This window comes from Stappia sp., assembly GCF_040110915.1.
Lineage (GTDB): Bacteria > Pseudomonadota > Alphaproteobacteria > Rhizobiales > Stappiaceae > Stappia.
In genome coordinates, this window is the sequence record NZ_CP157793.1 from 957,690 (window position 1) to 974,064 (window position 16,375).

The following is a 16,375-nucleotide window of genomic DNA, read 5'->3' on the forward strand; positions in this document are numbered from 1 at the left end:
GTGGTCGCGCCGTCGATCCAGCAGGCCTTGCCGATGTCGCCCGGTTCCAGTCTGCGTCGCCATGGGTCATCGGAAACCGGATCTTGAGGCGCGACGGGGGCGCTTCGGTTTCGCGCTTCGGGTGAAAAGACAATGGGGTGTCGAACCGATGCGGATGGAGATCCCGTCGAATGGCTAGTTCCTGCAGATTTCTCGCCGTATTGGGTCTTTGTCTTATGCTCGGTCATGCGGCGAAGGCGGACCCATTTCAGTCCGGGGATTTCCTTCAGGCCGTTCGAACATATGCGGTTCATCTTCGCATCTACTACGCGCCGGCGAGCAGTCGCGCCCGAATGTGGATGTCGCCGGCCAGCCCCTGGTCCCCGTATCTGGACCGCCCGCTCTCGGCCTTGATGCGCGACGGGCAGGCGCGCGCAGTGGAAGAGGCAATCCGCCAGGGGCGCTGCGACGAGGTCCGCGCCATGGAAACGGCCGCCGTCGCGCGCGCCCATGCGGACCTGCGCGTCGCCTTCGCGGAAGCGGACGTGGCCGAGCTCTTCCAAGGTGAGATCTACCCGTTCCTCTCGCAGGCTTACCCGCGCTGCCGGGCGCTCGCGCTGATCGGGCCGCTGGTCGGCGAGGCGCGCCGCATGAGCGACGATGTGGGATTTGCGGTCACCGCCCGTGAGGTTCAGTTCTTCATCGAGACCGGCCGCCACGACGCGATCCGACCCGTGGAACTGGACACTCGGGTTCTGTCTTCAGCCGTGTCGACGCTGGAAGTACTGGCCACCTGCCATCACGACCCGGGCGCGCTGGCCGATCTGCTGCGTCTCGAGCCGCATCTCGGCGATCTGAAGGCCGCCGGCGACCGGGGGATCTATCTCGTCCGGCTGGCCGAAGCCCTGGGCGTGGGCGACCCGGCGGGGTTCGAGCCGCTGCCGGAGGTGCGGGACGCGCGGGACCGTGCGCGGATCGCACGCATCGACCGGACGTTCGCCGACATGCCCGTCGCCGAGGCGGTCCGGGTGTTGCCCTATCGGTCCGACGCCTGCCGGCTCTTGCCGGTCGTGCTGGAAGAGCTTTACCGTCCGGTGCGAGCGCGTCTCGTGCCGCCGTCCGATCGCCTGCCGGGGAGCGATGAGATCGACGGCCGGTGAGGCGGACGCTGTTCCTGCGCAGGTGAAGGGGGCGGGTACCGTGCGGCCGCGCCGGGTGGGCACGCCGCGCGGCCTTGCCTTTCGATGGTCGACGATTTAGTCACCGTCTGACACCGACTTTCACCAAACCGTCGAGGCGCTCATGCCGGCTTATCGCTCCAGAACCACCACTCACGGCCGCAACATGGCCGGCGCGCGCGGCCTGTGGCGGGCCACCGGCATGACCGATTCCGACTTCGGCAAGCCGATCATCGCGGTGGTCAATTCCTTCACCCAGTTCGTGCCGGGGCATGTGCACCTGAAGGACCTGGGCCAGCTTGTCGCCCGCGAGATCGAGGCGGCCGGCGGCGTCGCCAAGGAATTCAACACCATCGCGGTGGACGACGGCATCGCCATGGGCCACGACGGCATGCTCTATTCGCTGCCCTCGCGCGAGATCATCGCCGACAGCGTGGAGTACATGGTCAACGCCCATTGCGCGGACGCCATGGTCTGCATCTCCAATTGCGACAAGATCACGCCGGGCATGCTGATGGCGGCCATGCGGCTGAACATCCCGGCCGTCTTCGTCTCCGGCGGACCGATGGAGGCGGGCAAGGTGAAGCTCGCCGACGGCACCGAGCGCGCGCTCGATCTGGTGGATGCCATGGTCGCGGCCGCCGACGACCGCATGTCCGACGAGGACGTCACCGCCATCGAGCGCTCCGCCTGTCCGACCTGCGGGTCCTGCTCGGGCATGTTCACGGCCAACTCCATGAACTGCCTGACCGAGGCGCTCGGCCTGTCGCTGCCCGGCAACGGCTCGACGCTGGCGACCCATGCCGACCGCCGCCGCCTCTTCGTCGAGGCCGGGCACCTGATCGTCGACATCACCCGCCGCCACTATGAGCAGGACGACATGTCCGTGCTGCCGCGCGAGATCGCCAGCCGTCAGGCGTTCCACAACGCCATGGCGCTCGACATCGCCATGGGCGGGTCGACCAACACGGTGCTGCATCTGCTCGCCGCCGCGCGCGAAGGCGGCATCGACTTCGACATGTCCGACATCGACAAGCTGTCGCGCAAGGTGCCGGTCCTGTGCAAGGTCGCGCCCTCCGTGCCGGATGTGCACATGGAGGACGTTCACCGCGCCGGGGGCATCATGGGCATTCTCGGCGAGCTCGACCGCGCCGGGCTGATCGACACCTCGCTGCCGATGGTGCATGCGCCCTCCGTCGCCCATGCGCTCGAGCGCTGGGACATCAAGCGCACCGACAGCCAGACGGCGCGCGACTTCTTCCGCGCAGGCCCCGCCGGCGTGCCCTCGCAGACCGCGTTTTCGCAGGATTGCCGCTACGACAGCGTCGATGACGACCGCGAGGCCGGTGTCATCCGTGCCCGCGAGCATGCCTTCTCGCAGGATGGCGGGCTCGCCGTGCTCTACGGCAACATCGCCGAGGACGGCTGCATCGTGAAGACGGCGGGCGTCGACGAGTCCATTCTGAAGTTCACCGGCCGCGTGCGCATCTTCGAGAGCCAGGACAGCGCCGTGAGCGCGATCCTGACCAACAAGATCGTCGCCGGCGACGTGGTGCTGATCCGCTACGAGGGCCCGCGCGGCGGCCCCGGCATGCAGGAAATGCTCTATCCCACCAGCTACCTGAAGTCGAAGGGGCTCGGCGCGGCCTGTGCGCTGGTCACCGACGGGCGGTTTTCCGGCGGCACCTCGGGCCTGTCCATCGGCCATGTCTCGCCGGAAGCGGCGGAAGGCGGCGCCATCGGCCTCGCGCAGGAAGGCGACCGGCTGGAGATCGACATTCCCGCCCGCACCATCCATCTCGCGATTTCCGACGAGGAGATGACGCGCCGCCGGGCGGAGATGGAGGCGAAGGGCGCGGATGCCTGGAAGCCCGCGGAAACGCGCAAGCGCAAGGTGACCGCCGCGCTCAAGGCCTATGCGATGCTCACGACCTCCGCCGCGGAAGGCGCGGTGCGCAAGGTCGATTGAGACCGGGCAGGCGGTTCGATCCAGAGACGAGACGGCTGGCGGGTTCGGTGAGCCCGCCTTTTTCCGTCCTGCTCGTCGGCAGCGGGCATGCGGGCTCCGATGCCGGGACCGCCCTCTAGGGCGTGTTCCCGGAAACGGGTTCCGTTGAGGCGTGAGATTTGATTCGGCCTCCTTGAGGAGGAGGTTGCCATGCGCCGTCACGAGTTGAGCAATAAGGAATGGTCGATCATCGAACGGCTTTTGCCGCGCTGGGGCCGGGGCGTGAAGCGTGTCGATGATCGTCGGGTGGTCAACGGGATCCTCTGGTGATTTCCCACCGGCTCATCCCGGCGCGACGTACCGGAGTGCTACCGCCCGCGCGCGACGCTCTATAATCGGTTTTGCCGATGGCGGGCACCAGGCGTCCGGGACGGGCTTCTGGACGCGGTGTCTGAGGCTTGCAACGGCGACATCGTGATGATCGACAGCTCCTGCGTCCGCGTCCACCGGCATGGTGCCGGCGCAAAAAGGGGCTCTGCTGATCCGTGCATGGGACAGTCCCGCGGCGGGCTGGCGATCAAGATCCACCTGCTCGTTCATGCCGCAGGCCGCCCGGCGCGGATCGAACTCACCGCCGGACAGGCCGGCGCCGCGCCCGCGGCCACCAAGGTGCTGGAAACGGTGTCGAGGGGTGCAACTGTGCTGGCGGAAAGGGCCTGCGATACCGACGGCATCCGGGCCTTCGTGGCCGCGCGTTGTGGCTGGGCAAACATTCCGCTACGGATCACTCGCAAAGGCATCTTCGGCTTCAGTCGCCGGGTTTATCGTCAAGCAAGCCGGTCGAGCGCTTCTTCCAGCAACTCAAGCAGATGCGCGGTATCGCGACCCGCCATGACCGCCGTCCTGCCAACCACCTCGCAGCTATCAAACGTGCCGCACTCCGCATCTGGATTGAAACGTCGTGAGTCCGCTGCCGAGCGTCAGCAAATCCAAATACGCGATGATTCGCGCTCCGGGCACCGGCTCCCGGTGGGTATATGTATTTCTGGGTGGTTTTATTGAAGATGCTGTAGTAAATTAAGAAAACACGTTGATTGTATCGCATAAAAGATCAATGAGAAATTGTAATTCTATCTGCTTAAACGATTTTTTACATTCCAATCATACGAATGACATAACCGGACAAGCCGGTTTTTGCGGCGTCGTGTTGTGTGCTTCCAGAGTGGGATAGGTGCGATGAAAACTGGGTTCATGGACCAGGTTTTAGGTGGTCGTTCGGGTGCGGACGCGGGGGTTGAGGAACTCTGGAACCTGCTCAGCCGACACAGTGGTGTCGGTCTGTGGGATGCGCATCTGGTCGACGGCGACCCGATGCATCGTCAAAGCCGGTGGAGCTGGTCGCATGAATTTCGCCGTCTCTGCGGGTTTGATCCGGAGGACACGGCCGGGTTCCCGGATGTGGTCGGATCCTGGGCAGACCGCTTGCATCCCGAGGATGTCGAGCCGACGTTCGATGCTTTTGGCGCCTGCCTTGCCGACCGCTCCGGCAAGACCGGGTATGATGTCTTGTATCGGCTCAGGCTCAAGAGCGGCGAGTACCGCTGGTTCCGGGCGATCGGAGGTGTCAAGCGCAACCGGGATGGTATCGCCGAACGCGCCTGTGGCGCGCTCATCGACGTTCACGAACAGACGTCGTCGGCGGAACGATCCAACCTTCTCGACCGGTATGCGGGCGTTGGGCTTTGGGATGCGATCATCGTCGATGGTGACGCGGTGGGCCCCCGGAGCCGGTGGAGCTGGTCGCCGGAATTCAGGCGTCTTTGCGGTTTCGATCCCGACGACACGATCGGCTTCCCGGATGTGGTCGGATCCTGGGCAGACCGCCTGCATCCCGAGGATGCCGGCCCGACCTTCGATGCGTTCAACGCCTGCATGTCGGACCGATCCGGCCGCACCGGCTATGACGTCACCTATCGGCTCAAGCTGAAATCCGGTGAATACCGCTGGTTCCGCGCCGTCGGGGGGGTGTCCCGGGATTCGTCGGGTGTGCCGTTGCGCGCTTGCGGGTCGCTGATCGACATCCACGTCATGAAGGAGGCGGAGCTCGAGGCTGGCCGTAAGCTGCAGCTTCAGGACAGGATGTCCGAACTGACCGAAGGTCTCAGCAGGGACATGGAAAGTGCGATCGGCAGAACCGCGGATGACGTTCAGGGCATCGCCAGTGCCACGGAAGAGCTTTCCTACTCGATCGGCGAGATTAACCGGCAGGTGGGCTTGTCGGCCGATGCCGCGTCCAAGGCGTCGGAACATGCGGATGTCACGGCAAACAAGGTCGATGCGCTGGTCTCGGATATCAGCGGCATTGTGGACGTACTCAAGCTCATCGACGGCATAGCCGCGCAGACCAATCTGCTGGCGCTGAACGCCACCATCGAGGCGGCCCGGGCCGGCGAAGCCGGCAAGGGGTTCGCGGTCGTGGCGAATGAGGTCAAGCAGCTTGCGAGCCAGTCGAGCAACGCGACCAAGGAAATCGCGCAGCAGATCGACAATGTGCAAGCCCAGGCGCGCAGTGCCGTGGAGGCGATCCAGAGCATCACTTCCGTGACGACGAGTGCGCAGAACATTGCGGCCGAGATCACTCAATCCGTGTCACAGCAGGACAGTGCCACGCGGGATATCGCGCAGAGCATCAAGACCCTGTCGGAGCAGACCGCGCAGATCAAGGGCACGATCAGTCACACGACCGGTGAGATTCAGAAGAGCCTGGAAAGCCTCGCCAGGGCAGGCGCGGCCTGAGGGCGTTGACATCTCCTGTCTCGAAAGCAAACGGGCGGCTCTTGGCCGCCCGTTTCCGTTTGCATGAGTATTGGGCATCTGCGAGCGGACACTGCCGAACCCGCTTTGCGGGACGCCGTTTTGCCTTTGGCCGGTAAGAAGACTACCGTCTGCCCACCGCCAGCTGCATCGGGATCAGAGTGTTGACTGACCATGGCGTATCGGGTCAGGGCATGGCGTGAGCGAACCCGTGATGCCAATTGAAAGGAATGTCCGGTGAAACGGGACTGATTGTATTTGATCATCATTGTCCTCGCCGTTGCGGCGGCGTTCTCGGTTGCAAGGTCTATCAGCACCGGCAACAGACCTCCGGCATCATTCATCCAGGTCGGCGACGAGGGCATTTCCGTCGAGACGCAGTAGGGGGCGACGGCGCTGCCTGGGGACCGCCGTGTCCGATTCCTGTTTTCCGGCGCCGGACATCCGCCTGTCACGTCAAGCTGGCGAAAAGGAAGGGTGACGGCGACACGACGCTTGCCAACTTCCGAGCGCAGAAATTCGAGGTTTGAAACAGAATGACGACGACGCCCGACGCTACGCTGCCGGTCCTCGGGGCCGCACTCACGCTCGACCACCTGCCGGACCTGCTCGACTGGGTGATGGAACATCACCGGGATCTCGAGTTGCAGGATTTCATCGGCGCCGAGGCGCTGACCGGCGACTGGCGATCCGTGGTGGCGCGCTACCGCGATCTGCTGGACGGACACGAAGGGCGGATCGGCATCCACGGACCCTTCTGGAACCTGCCGATCGCGGCGAGCGATCCGGCGATCCGCAAGGTCGTTCAGGATCGGATGCTGCAGGCGCTGGAGGTCTGCGCCGAACTCGGCGCGACGCATATGGTGCTGCACAGCCCGTTCACCACCTGGGACTATGCGAATGCGCCGTATTTCGTCGGCAGCCGCGAGTGGATCGTGGGCTCGACGCGGGACACGCTCGCCCCCGTCGTCGCGCGGGCCGAGGAAATCGGCTGCACGCTGGTGATCGAAAACGTCGAGGACAAGGAACCGGGCGACCGCATCGCGCTGGCCGACGCCTTCGGCAGCGATCACGTGGCGGTGTCGCTCGACACCGGCCATGCGCACTACGCCCATGTCGCGACCGGCGGACGCCCGGTCGACTACCATGTGCGCGCGGCCGGCAAGCGGCTCGCCCATGTGCATCTGCAGGATGCGGACGGCTATGCCGACCGGCACTGGGCGCCGGGCGACGGCACGGTTCTGTGGAAGCCGCTTTTCGCCGCGCTTGCCGAGCATTGCGAACGCCCGCGCCTGATCCTTGAACTCTTCGACAAGGGTCAGATCCGGCGCGGCGCCAGATACCTCTCCGACCACGGCCTCGCGATCTGATCCGAGGGGGCGACCGGCGCGGAGATGTCCGCGCCGGCGGCCGGTCCTATTCGGCCGCTTCCCTGAAGGCCGGGTTGTGCGTCTTCGGCTTGGCCTTGAGCTTCAGGTCCTTCAGCTCCTCGCGCGCCCGCTCCGCGTTGCGCAGCAACTGGACCTTGCCCGGCTGATACTGCTTCGGCGCGAAGACGTCGCCCACGCCATAGTCGCCGGCCGCGCGCAAGGTGAAGGCCGGATCGGCGAGATGCGGGCGCCCGAGCGCGATCAGGTCGGCGCGCCCCGCCGCCAGGATCGTATTGGCCTGATCGGCCGAGGTGATCGCCCCGACCGCCATGGTGGCAAGCCCGCCCTCGTTGCGGATCTGGTCGGCAAACGGCGTCTGGAACATGCGGCCGTAGACCGGGCTCGATTCCGGGCTCGTCTGTCCCGTCGACACGTCGATCAGGTCGGCGCCAGCCTCGGCGAAGGCGCGCGCGATCACCACCGTGTCGTCGCCGGTGATGCCGCCCTCGATCCAGTCGGTCGCCGACAGGCGCACCGACATCGGCTTGTCCGCCGGCCACACCTCCCGCATCGCCTCGAACACCTCCAGCGGGAAGCGCAGCCGGTTCTCGATCGAGCCGCCATAGGCATCGTCGCGCCGGTTGGTGACCGGCGACAGGAAACTCGCCAGCAGATAGCCGTGGGCACAATGCAGTTCGATCATGTCGAAGCCGCAGCGGATGGCCCGTTTGACGCTTGCCACGAAGTCGGCCTTCACCGCGTCCATGTCGGCGCGGTCCATTTCCTTCGGCACCTGGCTTTCGGGGTAGTAGGGGAGCGGCGAGGCGGCCAGGATCGGCCAGGCCTCGTCGGCGGGCAGCGGCCGGTCCATGCCCTCCCACATCAGCTTCGAGGCGCCCTTGCGCCCGGCGTGGCCGAGCTGCAGGCAGATCTTCGCGGCCGACTGGCCGTGCACGAAGTCGACGATGCGGCTCCAGGCGGCTTCCTGATCGTCGTCCCAAAGCCCGGTGCAGCCGGGCGTGATCCGCGCGGTCGGCGACACGCAGGTCATTTCGGTGAAGACGAGACCCGCCCCGCCCATGGCGCGCGATCCGTAGTGCACCAGATGGAAATCCTGCGGCACGCCGTCGACGGCGGAATACATGCACATGGGCGAGACGACGAAGCGGTTGTCGAGCCGCATCTCGCGCAGCTTGAAGGGCTGGAAGGCCGGCACGGTTGGCGTCTCCACATCGACGTCGAGGCCGGAGGCGCGCACCTTTTCGGCGAAGGCGCGGGTGGCCTTGGCGACGAAATCCGGCGCGCGCAGCTCCAGATTGTCATAGGTGATCGCCTTGGAGCGGGTCATCACCCCGAAGGCGAAGGTCACCGGGTCCATGTGCCAGTAGCGCTTCACGTGCTCGAACCAGACGAGCGAGACATCCGCCGCGTGCTGGGTCTTTTCCACTTCCTCGCGCCGGGTGTCCTCGAAGTCGGCGAGGGCGCCCGCCACGTCTTGCGTGCGCCGGAAGCTCTCGTAGAGCGCGATGGCATCTTCCATCGCGAGCTTGGTGCCCGAGCCGATGGAGAAATGCGCGGTCGACTTGGCGTCGCCCAGCAGCACCACGTTGTCCATGGTGGTGCGCGCGTTGCGGATCATCGGGAAGTTCCGCCACATGGAGCGGTTGATCAGCAGCTTGTGGCCGTCGAGTTCCTCGGCGAAGACCTGTTCCAGGAAATCCGCCGATTCCTGCTCGCTCATGTCCGCCAGTCCGGCCTTGTCGAAGGTCTCCGGATCGGTCTCCAGCACCCAGGTCGAAAGCCCCGGCTCGTACTGATAGGTATGGGCGATGAAGATGCCGTGCTCGGTTTCCTTGAAGTAGAAGGTGAAGGCATCGAGCGGCTTGGTGGAGCCCATCCAGGTGAACTTGTTGGGCCTCAGATCGACGCTCGGCTGGAAGTGATCGCGATGGGCCTCGCGCACGGCGGAATTGATGCCGTCGGCGGCGACGATGAGGTCGGCGTCGGGGAACTGCTCGATGCCGGCGATCTCCGCCTGGAAATTCATCTCGATGCCGAGATCGCGGGCGCGATCCTGCAGCAGGAGGAGCAGGGTGCGTCGGGAGCAGCCGCAAAAGCCGTTGCCGCCGATGCGAAACACCTCGTCCTTGTAGTGGATCGCGATGTCGTCCCAATAGGCGAAATTCTCGGTGATCGCGCGATAGCTCTCCGGATCGTACTTCTCGAAGGTCTCCAGCGTCTGGTCGGAGAAGACGACGCCGAAGCCGAAGGTGTCGTCCGGTCGGTTGCGTTCGTGCACGGTGATGCGCGCATCGGGCTGCGCCTTCTTCATCAGGATGGCGAAATACAGGCCCGCCGGGCCGCCGCCGATAACCTCGATACGCATGACCTGATCCTTCCCTCGTTCGCGCCCCGGCCTTGCCGCCGGTTCGGCGCCCTCGTCCCTCGTGACGATGGTCCCGCGTGACGGTGATCCTCGTGCCGGTCGGTCTCGGGATGATGACCCTGCCGGCGATGATCGCGTCGACGCTTGCGTCCGTCGTGGAGATATTTTAAGCTTAAAATAATTCGACGCGCAATGCCGATCTCCCGTCGAGGACGCTCAAGGGGTAAATTGTCCGGCGAGCCATGACCGACAGGGACAGGGGGTGAGACGATGGCACAGGGTCCGTTCCACGGGCGGCATGCACTGGTAACCGGGGGCACGCGCGGCATCGGCGTGGCCATCGCCCGGCGGCTCGTCGCGGAAGGGGCGAGCGTGACCATCCTCGGGCGCAATGCGGTGCGGGCGGAGACGACGGCGAAGGAGATCGGCGCGGCCGGTTTCGCCGCCGCCGACGTCACCGACCGCGATGGCCTGACGGGCGCGATCCGCGCGGCGGAGGAGCGTCTCGGCGGGGTCGAGATCCTCGTCAACAACGCCGGATCGGCGGAGAGTTCCCCCTTTCTCAAGACGCCGCCCGAGCAGTTCGCACGCATGCTGTCGGTCAATCTCGACAGCGTGGTAACCGCCTGTCACGCCGTTCTGCCGGGCATGATCGCGGCCGGAAGCGGGCGCATCGTCAATGTCGCCTCCACCGCCGGGCTCAAGGGCTATCGCTATGTCTCCGCCTATGTCGCCGCCAAACACGCGGTGGTCGGGCTGACCCGGGCGCTGGCGCTGGAGACGGCGGAAAGCGGGGTGACGGTCAATGCCGTGTGTCCCGGCTTCGCCGACACCGATCTGGTGCGCGAAAGCGTTGCCCGCATCCGGGAAAAGACGGGGCGCAGCGACGACGAGATCGTCGCCGACATGGTGCGCGACAACCCGCAAAAGCGGCTGATCGACCCGGACGAGGTGGCCGATTGCGTGGCCTGGCTGTGCGGCGGGGGCGCGCGGTCGGTCACGGGGCAGTCGCTGGCGGTCGCCGGCGGCGAGGTGATGTGAGGCGATGATGGACACACGCGATCCCGCCACCGGCCCCGGTCAGCCCCTGTCCGACACGCTGGACGCCGAAACCCGCATGCAGGCGGGCGGCGATCACCGTCTCGAACTGCGCCTGTGGCTGCGTCTGCTGACCTGCACCAACCTGATCGAGACCGAGATCCGCACCCATCTGCGCTCGCAGTTCGACGTCACCCTGCCGCGCTTCGATCTGATGGCCCAGCTCGAGAAGACGCCGGACGGGCTGACGCTCGGCGAATTGTCGCGCCGCATGATGGTGTCGGCCGGCAATGTGACCGGGCTGGTCGAGCGGCTCGTGCAGGACGGGCTGGTGGAGCGCAGGCCCGTGCCGGGCGACCGCCGCTCCGCGCTGGTCACGCTCACGCCGGAGGGGCGGGAAAGCTTCGAGACCATGGCGCGCGCCCATGGCGACTGGGTCGCCGACCTGTTCGCCGGGCTCAATGACACGGAAATCGACACGCTGATGGCGCTGCTGGCCAGGACCAAGGCGTCGGCCCGCGCCTCCGCCGACAGGGAGACGGCGCGCGCGCCCCGCGCGTCCGAGAAAGGGAAGAGACACGATGGCTGATGCGTCCATGACGGAGACCGCCGCGCAAGAATCCTACGCGATCACGCCGCCGGTGCGCGCCTATACGCCGGCGCATTTCAAGCTGGAGGTCGACGGCAAGACCGCGACGATCACGCTCAATCGGCCGGAGCGCAAGAACCCGCTCACTTTCCACTCCTACGCCGAATTGCGCGACCTCTTCCGCGCGCTGCAGTTCGACGAGGAGGTCAAGACCATCGTGATCGCGGGGGCGGGCGGCAATTTCTGCTCCGGCGGCGACGTCTTCGAGATCATCGAGCCGCTTCTGTCGCGCGACATGCCGGGTCTGCTGCAGTTCACCAGGATGACCGGCGAGCTGGTCAAGGCGATGCGCGCCTGCCCGCAGCCGATCGTCGCCGCCATCGACGGCGTGTGCGTCGGCGCCGGCGCGATCATCGCCATGGCCTCCGACCTGCGGGTGGGAACGCCCAAGGCCAAGGTCGCCTTCCTGTTCAACCGTGTGGGGCTCGCCGGCTGCGACATGGGCGCCTGCGCGATCCTGCCGCGCATCATCGGTCATGGCCGCGCGTCGGAGCTTCTCTACACCGGTCGGGTGATGAGCGGCGAGGAGGCCGAGCGCTGGGGCTTCTTCAACAGGCTGGCCGAGCCCGACACCGTGCACGCTGAAGCGCGCGCGCTCGCCGACACGCTGTCGGCCGGACCGACCTTCGCCAACGCCATGACCAAGCGGATGATGCACATGGAATGGGACATGTCGATCGACCAGGCCATCGAGGCCGAGGCGCTCGCCCAGGCGGTGTGCATGAAGACCGAGGATTACCGCCGGGCGTTCGAGGCCTTCGCCGCCAAGCAGACGCCCGTCTTCGAAGGCAATTGAGAGGCCGCGCCATGACCGACACGAGCTTTCTCGACTGGCCGTTCTTCGACGACGGACACCGCGCCTTCGCCGCCGAGGTCGAGGCCTTCGCGGCCCGCGAGGTCGCGGATCTGGTCGACCATCACGACGTCGACGGCTCCTGCCGTCGGCTGGTCGCCGCGCTCGGGCGCGCCGGGCTCCTGCGCGCGGTGGTGCCTGAGGCCCATGGCGGTCTGAGCGACCGGCTCGACGTGCGCCGCCTGTGTATTGCGCGCGAAACGCTCGCCCGCCACCAAGGGCTCGCCGATTTCGCCTTCGCCATGCAGGGGCTCGGCACCGGCTCGATCTCGCTCTACGGCACGCCGGAGATCCAGACGCGTTATCTGCCGCCCGTGGGGCGCGGCGAGAGGATCGCCGCCTTCGCGCTGTCCGAGCCGGAAGCGGGCTCCGATGTCGCGGCGCTCGCCACCGTGGCCGAACCGGACGGCTCCGACCATGTGCGCATCACGGGCGAAAAGACCTGGATCTCCAACGGCGGCATCGCCGACCACTATGTGGTGTTCGCGCGCACCGGCGAGGCGCCGGGCGCGCGCGGGCTCTCCGCCTTCGTGGTCGATGCGGATGCGCCCGGCTTCTCCATTCGCGAGCGCATCGACACGACCGCCCCGCATCCGCTGGCGACCCTCGGATTCGACGGCGTGCGCGTGCCGGTCGCCGCCCGTCTCGGCAAGCCGGGCGAGGGCTTCAAGGTGGCGATGGCAACACTCGACATCTTCCGCTCCACAGTGGGCGCGGCCGCACTCGGCTTCGCGCGGCGCGCGCTCGACGAGAGCCTGGCCCACACGACACGGCGGCAGCTGTTCGGCGCGCCGCTCGCCGACCTGCAGATGACGCAAGGCGCGCTCGCCGACATGGTCGCCGACGTCGATGCGGCGGCCCTTCTGGTCTATCGCGCCGCCTGGACCAAGGACGCGGGTGCTGCGCGCGTCACCCGCGAGGCGGCGCTCGCCAAGATGGTCGCGACGGAAAACGCCCAGAAGGTGGTCGACCGCGCGGTGCAGCTGCATGGCGGTCACGGCGTGCGCGTCGGCACCAAGGTGGAGGAGCTTTATCGCGATGTGCGCGCGCTTCGCATCTACGAGGGCGCGACCGAGATCCAGAAGGTGGTGATCGCCCGTCAGGCGATCGCCGATCACGCGGCCCGCACGCAAACCGCGCAAGCCGCCGAATAACGACACGACACAGAGCACGCTACAGAGCCGGACAACCGGCCGTCTTCCAGCCTCCAGAGGAGAGCCGCATGGCCCAGTCAGCGCATCTCGACACCTTCACCCGGGACAATCTCCCACCGCGGGAGCAATGGCCGGAGTTCATCAACCTCGACCGCCTCGGCTATCCCGAGCGGTTGAATTGCGCCGTCGAGCTGATCGACCGCAACGTGGCCGAAGGCCGTGGCGACAAGCGCGCGGTGGTCTCGCCCAATGAGACCTGGACCTATGCGGAGCTCGCCGAAAAGGTGAACCGCATCGCCAATGTGCTCAAGGACGACTTCGGCCTTCAGCCGGGCAACCGCGTGCTGCTGCGCTATCCCAATTCGCCGATGATGGTGGCCGTCTATTTCGCGGTGCTCAAGGCGGGCGGCGTCGTGGTGGCGACCATGCCGCTGCTGCGCGCCAAGGAGCTCGCCGTGATCGTCGACAAGGCGGAGCTGTCGCTCGCCATCTGCGATCACCGGCTGCGCGAGGAAATGCACCTCACGCGGAAGCGGACGGACCGGCTCACCACGATCCTGGAAAGCGGCGGGGAGGGCGAGGACACGCTGGAGGCGCGCATGGCGCGGGCCTCGGCGGATTTCGCGCCCTGCGACACGGCCGCCGACGACGTCTGCCTGCTCGGTTTTACCTCGGGCACGACCGGCGAACCCAAGGCGACCATGCATTTCCACCGCGACATGCTGGCGATCTGTGACTGCTATGCGCGCGAGGTGCTGCGCCCGGTGGAAAGCGACGTGTTCATCGGCTCGCCGCCGCTCGCCTTCACCTTCGGCCTCGGCGGTCTGGTGCTGTTTCCCTTCCGCGTCGGCGCGACCGCGATCCTGCTCGAAAAGGCCGGCCCGGACGAGCTGCTCGCCGCGATCCCCGCGATGAAGCCGACCGTCGTCTTCACCGCGCCGACCGCCTATCGCGCGATCCTCGCCAAGAAGGGGGATGCGGATTTCTCGTCGCTGCGCAAATGCGTGTCGGCGGGCGAGGCGCTGCCCAAGGCGACCTGGGACGACTGGTATGCGGCGACCGGCATCAAGATCCTCGATGGCATCGGCGCGACCGAACTCCTCCACATCTTCATCGCCGCGCGCGAGGACGAGGTGCGCCCCGGCGCGACCGGCAAGCCGGTGCCGGGCTACGAGGCCAAGGTGATCGGACCCGACGGGACGGAGGTGCCCGACGGCACGCCGGGCCGGCTCGCGGTGCGCGGGCCGACCGGCTGCCGCTATCTCGCGGATGATCGCCAGAAAAACTACGTCATCGACGGCTGGAACGTCACCGGCGACACCTACATCCGCGATGCCGACGGCTACTTCTGGTATCAGGCGCGCTCCGACGACATGATCATCTCCTCGGGCTACAACATCGCCGGTCCGGAGGTGGAAAGCACGCTTCTGGCCCATCCGGCGGTCGCCGAATGCGGCGTGGTCGGCGCGCCCGATCCCGACCGCGGGCGCATCGTCAAGGCCTATATCGTTCTCAAGCCGGGGGTGCGCGGCGACGCGGCGCTCGTCAAGGAGCTGCAGGACTACGTGAAGGCCGAACTGGCTCCCTACAAGTATCCGCGCGCGGTGGAGTTCGTGGACACGCTGCCGCGCACCGAAACCGGCAAGCTGCAGCGCTTCGCCCTGCGCGAGATCGCCGCCGGCGCACCGGCCGCCTCCGACACCGCGCACCGCGCCGCCTCCTGACAACGGGATTTCAGACACATGACGACACCCGCTTCGACCGCTGCCTCCACCGCGCCCGCCAACGACACCGCGTCCGGCTCGCTTCTGACCGCGCTGCTGCCCGAGGGCTGGCCCCAGCCCAGGGGCTACGCCAACGGCATGGCCGGGTCGGGCCGCTTCGTGCTCACCGGCGGGCAGGTCGGCTGGACCCCGGACGGGCGGTTTTCGTCCGATTTCGTGGAGCAGATCCGTCAGACGCTGGAAAACGTCGTGGCGGTCGTCGGCGCGGCCGGCGGCGGACCGGAGCATATCGCGCGACTGACCTGGTATGTCACCGACATCGACGCCTATCGCGCCTGCCTGAAGGATCTCGGTCCCGCCTATCGCTCAGTCATGGGCAAGAATTTTCCGGCCATGGCGGTGGTGCAGGTGCTCGCCCTGGTCGAGCCCGAGGCGATGGTCGAGATCGAGGGCACGGCGATCCTGCCGGAGTGACGCGCCACGGCGCAGGCCGCCCGGATGGACCGGCGGCACGGGCCACCGGGACGGGCTGACGCAAGCCCGACGGCGCGCTACCCTGCGCCGTCCCGTTCCGTCCGTCGTCTTGCGGAGCCTGTCCCACATGCATGTTCTCGAAGCGCTCGACAGCCGCTTTTCCTGCCGTGCCTTTCGCCCCGATCCCGTGCCCGAGGAGACCGTGCGCGCGATCCTTGGGGCGGCTGCCCGCGCGCCGTCGGGCGGCAATCTCCAGCCCTGGCACGTGCATGCGCTGAGCGGCGCGCCGCTGGCGCGGCTGGTCGCGGCGGTCAGGGCGAAGATGGCCGATCTGCCGCGTGGGGAGCCGGGTGAATACGCCGTCTATCCGCCCGAGCTGAAGGAGCCCTATGCGGCGCGGCGTTTCAAGGCGGGCGAGGATCTCTATGCGACCATCGGCGTGACGCGCGACGACAAGGCGGCGCGCGGCCGCCAGTTTCGAAGGAACTTCGAGCTTTTCGGCGCGCCGGTCGGGCTCTTTGTCTATCTCGACCGCACCATGGGCCCGCCGCAATGGGCCGACTGCGGCATGTTCCTGCAAAGCGTGATGCTGGCGGCGCGGGCGCATGGGCTCCATACCTGCGCGCAGGAGGCCTGGGCGCAATGGCATTCGCTGGTCGGGGCGCATCTGGCACCGCCGGCCGAGCACATGCTGTTTTGTGCCATCGCGCTCGGGCACATGGACGAGACGGCCCTGATCAACACCTTGCGCACCGAACGCGCCCCGGTCGACGCGTTCACCCGTTTCGCCGGCTTCTGAAAGATCCCT

At 66.9% G+C, this 16,375-nt stretch carries 12 protein-coding genes and 1 pseudogene; 12 read left to right on the plus strand and 1 reads right to left on the minus strand.

What is annotated here, in order from left to right:
- Positions 1 to 332: 332 nt before the first annotated feature.
- The 5 genes and pseudogenes from ABL312_RS04265 (at position 333) to ABL312_RS04285 (ending at position 7,289) form a co-directional block, all read left to right on the plus strand.
- Entirely contained in the window at positions 333 to 1,139 is an 807-nt protein-coding gene (locus ABL312_RS04265) for a hypothetical protein (protein WP_349360134.1), read from the plus strand.
- A gap of 142 nt (positions 1,140 to 1,281) precedes the next feature.
- Positions 1,282 to 3,126 carry a dihydroxy-acid dehydratase gene (gene ilvD, locus ABL312_RS04270; RefSeq protein WP_349360135.1) on the plus strand — a complete coding sequence of 615 codons (1,845 nt, stop codon included), beginning with the start codon at positions 1,282 to 1,284 and terminating at the stop codon, positions 3,124 to 3,126.
- Positions 3,127 to 3,315: 189 nt separating this feature from the next.
- Positions 3,316 to 4,070 (plus strand): annotated as a pseudogene (locus ABL312_RS04275) (IS5 family transposase).
- 271 nt (positions 4,071 to 4,341) lie between these two features.
- Positions 4,342 to 5,901, plus strand: coding sequence for a PAS domain-containing protein (locus ABL312_RS04280; RefSeq protein ID WP_349360136.1), 1,560 nt, complete (start codon positions 4,342 to 4,344; stop codon positions 5,899 to 5,901).
- Between the two features lie 554 nt (positions 5,902 to 6,455).
- Positions 6,456 to 7,289: a sugar phosphate isomerase/epimerase family protein gene (locus tag ABL312_RS04285; RefSeq protein WP_349360137.1), complete on the plus strand. Its 834-nt coding sequence runs from the start codon at positions 6,456 to 6,458 to the stop codon at positions 7,287 to 7,289.
- 46 nt (positions 7,290 to 7,335) lie between these two features.
- Here ABL312_RS04285 and ABL312_RS04290 read toward each other — a convergent pair whose 3' ends face one another.
- Positions 7,336 to 9,675, minus strand: coding sequence for a bifunctional salicylyl-CoA 5-hydroxylase/oxidoreductase (locus tag ABL312_RS04290; protein ID WP_349360138.1), 2,340 nt, complete (start codon positions 9,673 to 9,675; stop codon positions 7,336 to 7,338).
- Positions 9,676 to 9,945: 270 nt separating this feature from the next.
- Between ABL312_RS04290 and ABL312_RS04295 the strand changes: the two genes are divergently transcribed.
- From ABL312_RS04295 to ABL312_RS04325, 7 genes are all read left to right on the plus strand, one after another.
- The gene (locus ABL312_RS04295) at positions 9,946 to 10,716 is read left to right on the plus strand and encodes an SDR family NAD(P)-dependent oxidoreductase (RefSeq protein ID WP_349360139.1); all 771 of its coding nucleotides are present in this window, start codon (positions 9,946 to 9,948) and stop codon (positions 10,714 to 10,716) included.
- 4 nt (positions 10,717 to 10,720) lie between these two features.
- On the plus strand, positions 10,721 to 11,302 hold the full coding sequence (locus tag ABL312_RS04300) for a MarR family transcriptional regulator (protein WP_349360140.1): 582 nt from the start codon (positions 10,721 to 10,723) through the stop codon (positions 11,300 to 11,302).
- Positions 11,295 to 12,158 (plus strand): enoyl-CoA hydratase family protein, encoded by an 864-nt coding sequence (locus tag ABL312_RS04305; RefSeq protein WP_349360141.1) that lies wholly within the window; start codon positions 11,295 to 11,297, stop codon positions 12,156 to 12,158. Before ABL312_RS04300 ends, ABL312_RS04305 begins: the two co-directional genes overlap by 8 nt.
- A gap of 11 nt (positions 12,159 to 12,169) precedes the next feature.
- Complete coding sequence (locus tag ABL312_RS04310) at positions 12,170 to 13,369, plus strand: acyl-CoA dehydrogenase family protein (protein WP_349360142.1); 1,200 nt, start codon at positions 12,170 to 12,172, stop codon at positions 13,367 to 13,369.
- A gap of 68 nt (positions 13,370 to 13,437) precedes the next feature.
- Positions 13,438 to 15,093, plus strand: coding sequence for a benzoate-CoA ligase family protein (locus ABL312_RS04315; RefSeq protein ID WP_349360143.1), 1,656 nt, complete (start codon positions 13,438 to 13,440; stop codon positions 15,091 to 15,093).
- Positions 15,094 to 15,111: 18 nt separating this feature from the next.
- On the plus strand, positions 15,112 to 15,567 hold the full coding sequence (locus ABL312_RS04320) for a RidA family protein (protein WP_349360144.1): 456 nt from the start codon (positions 15,112 to 15,114) through the stop codon (positions 15,565 to 15,567).
- Positions 15,568 to 15,694: 127 nt separating this feature from the next.
- Positions 15,695 to 16,366 (plus strand): nitroreductase, encoded by a 672-nt coding sequence (locus tag ABL312_RS04325; protein WP_349360145.1) that lies wholly within the window; start codon positions 15,695 to 15,697, stop codon positions 16,364 to 16,366.
- Positions 16,367 to 16,375 lie beyond the last annotated feature (9 nt).

Coding starts and splice junctions, on each gene's coding strand:
- ABL312_RS04315 (WP_349360143.1), top strand. CDS start 13,438: ATGGCCCAGTCAGCGCATCTCGACACCTTCACCCGGGACAATCTCCCA.
- ABL312_RS04310 (WP_349360142.1), top strand. CDS start 12,170: ATGACCGACACGAGCTTTCTCGACTGGCCGTTCTTCGACGACGGACAC.
- ABL312_RS04325 (WP_349360145.1), top strand. CDS start 15,695: ATGCATGTTCTCGAAGCGCTCGACAGCCGCTTTTCCTGCCGTGCCTTT.
- ABL312_RS04320 (WP_349360144.1), top strand. CDS start 15,112: ATGACGACACCCGCTTCGACCGCTGCCTCCACCGCGCCCGCCAACGAC.
- ilvD (WP_349360135.1), top strand. CDS start 1,282: ATGCCGGCTTATCGCTCCAGAACCACCACTCACGGCCGCAACATGGCC.
- ABL312_RS04305 (WP_349360141.1), top strand. CDS start 11,295: ATGGCTGATGCGTCCATGACGGAGACCGCCGCGCAAGAATCCTACGCG.
- ABL312_RS04280 (WP_349360136.1), top strand. CDS start 4,342: ATGAAAACTGGGTTCATGGACCAGGTTTTAGGTGGTCGTTCGGGTGCG.
- ABL312_RS04295 (WP_349360139.1), top strand. CDS start 9,946: ATGGCACAGGGTCCGTTCCACGGGCGGCATGCACTGGTAACCGGGGGC.
- ABL312_RS04265 (WP_349360134.1), top strand. CDS start 333: ATGTGGATGTCGCCGGCCAGCCCCTGGTCCCCGTATCTGGACCGCCCG.
- ABL312_RS04300 (WP_349360140.1), top strand. CDS start 10,721: ATGATGGACACACGCGATCCCGCCACCGGCCCCGGTCAGCCCCTGTCC.
- ABL312_RS04285 (WP_349360137.1), top strand. CDS start 6,456: ATGACGACGACGCCCGACGCTACGCTGCCGGTCCTCGGGGCCGCACTC.
- ABL312_RS04290 (WP_349360138.1), bottom strand. CDS start 9,675: ATGCGTATCGAGGTTATCGGCGGCGGCCCGGCGGGCCTGTATTTCGCC.